Origin of the sequence: Arthrobacter sp. zg-Y1116, from assembly GCF_024385485.1 — a bacterium.
Taxonomy (GTDB): Bacteria; Actinomycetota; Actinomycetes; order Actinomycetales; family Micrococcaceae; genus Arthrobacter_B.
On the sequence record NZ_JANFLR010000007.1, the window covers coordinates 1 to 1,974 of the forward strand.

The window sequence follows — 1,974 nt, forward strand, 5'->3', positions numbered from 1 at the left end:
GTCTGTTGTTTGAGAACTCAATAGTGTGCCAAGTTTATTGATACCAATTTATTTTGATTGGTTGAACAGGCCGTTTCCGCCCACCCCGTGGGTATGGGACGGTTTTTTTAGCCGGTTTCGAATTTAGTGCAGTGCCTGCAGCCAATTTTCCTTGGCTCGGGTGCTGTGTCTGTAACACATTTACGGAGAGTTTGATCCTGGCTCAGGATGAACGCTGGCGGCGTGCTTAACACATGCAAGTCGAACGATGACTTCTGTGCTTGCACAGAATGATTAGTGGCGAACGGGTGAGTAACACGTGAGTAACCTGCCCCTGACTTCGGGATAAGCCTGGGAAACCGGGTCTAATACCGGATACAACGGACCACCGCATGGCGGTCCGTGGAAAGCTTTATGCGGTTTTGGATGGACTCGCGGCCTATCAGCTTGTTGGTTGGGGTAATGGCCCACCAAGGCGACGACGGGTAGCCGGCCTGAGAGGGTGACCGGCCACACTGGGACTGAGACACGGCCCAGACTCCTACGGGAGGCAGCAGTGGGGAATATTGCACAATGGGCGGAAGCCTGATGCAGCGACGCCGCGTGAGGGACGAATGCCTTCGGGTTGTAAACCTCTTTCAGCAGGGAAGAAGCGAAAGTGACGGTACCTGCAGAAGAAGCGCCGGCTAACTACGTGCCAGCAGCCGCGGTAATACGTAGGGCGCAAGCGTTATCCGGAATTATTGGGCGTAAAGAGCTCGTAGGCGGTTTGTCGCGTCTGCTGTGAAAGCCCGGGGCTCAACCCCGGGTCTGCAGTGGGTACGGGCAGACTAGAGTGATGTAGGGGAGACTGGAATTCCTGGTGTAGCGGTGAAATGCGCAGATATCAGGAGGAACACCGATGGCGAAGGCAGGTCTCTGGGCATTAACTGACGCTGAGGAGCGAAAGCATGGGGAGCGAACAGGATTAGATACCCTGGTAGTCCATGCCGTAAACGTTGGGCACTAGGTGTGGGGGACATTCCACGTTTTCCGCGCCGTAGCTAACGCATTAAGTGCCCCGCCTGGGGAGTACGGCCGCAAGGCTAAAACTCAAAGGAATTGACGGGGGCCCGCACAAGCGGCGGAGCATGCGGATTAATTCGATGCAACGCGAAGAACCTTACCAAGGCTTGACATGAACCGGAAAGGCCTGGAAACAGGTCCCCCACTTGTGGCCGGTTTACAGGTGGTGCATGGTTGTCGTCAGCTCGTGTCGTGAGATGTTGGGTTAAGTCCCGCAACGAGCGCAACCCTCGTTCTATGTTGCCAGCGCGTTATGGCGGGGACTCATAGGAGACTGCCGGGGTCAACTCGGAGGAAGGTGGGGACGACGTCAAATCATCATGCCCCTTATGTCTTGGGCTTCACGCATGCTACAATGGCCGGTACAAAGGGTTGCGATACTGTGAGGTGGAGCTAATCCCAAAAAGCCGGTCTCAGTTCGGATTGAGGTCTGCAACTCGACCTCATGAAGTTGGAGTCGCTAGTAATCGCAGATCAGCAACGCTGCGGTGAATACGTTCCCGGGCCTTGTACACACCGCCCGTCAAGTCACGAAAGTTGGTAACACCCGAAGCCGGTGGCCTAACCCCTTGTGGGAGGGAGCCGTCGAAGGTGGGACCGGCGATTGGGACTAAGTCGTAACAAGGTAGCCGTACCGGAAGGTGCGGCTGGATCACCTCCTTTCTAAGGAGCACCTCGAAGACCATGTCCTTCCACAGTGTTGGATGTGTGCTTTGCAGGAGATGCCCATATCGGAGACATATGTTCTCCGGTGGGTGCTCAAGGGTGGAATATCAATGGATAGGCGCCGGCATGCCGGCCGTAATGGATCAGTACGTTCCTTCCCTTCGGGGGAGGTTCCTGGAACATCCGCTGCGGCCCTGGTAAGTCCGGTTAGTCGTTTGGCACACTGTTGGGTCCTGAAGCAACAGGCACCCGTGTTCTCTCCTT

The 1,974-nt window shown here is 55.8% G+C and carries 1 rRNA gene; it reads left to right on the forward strand.

Features of this window, described 5'->3' with window-relative positions:
• The first annotated feature begins 179 nt into the window (after positions 1-179).
• Positions 180-1,707, forward strand: a 16S ribosomal RNA gene (locus NNX34_RS15955).
• The last annotated feature ends 267 nt before the right edge of the window (positions 1,708-1,974 follow it).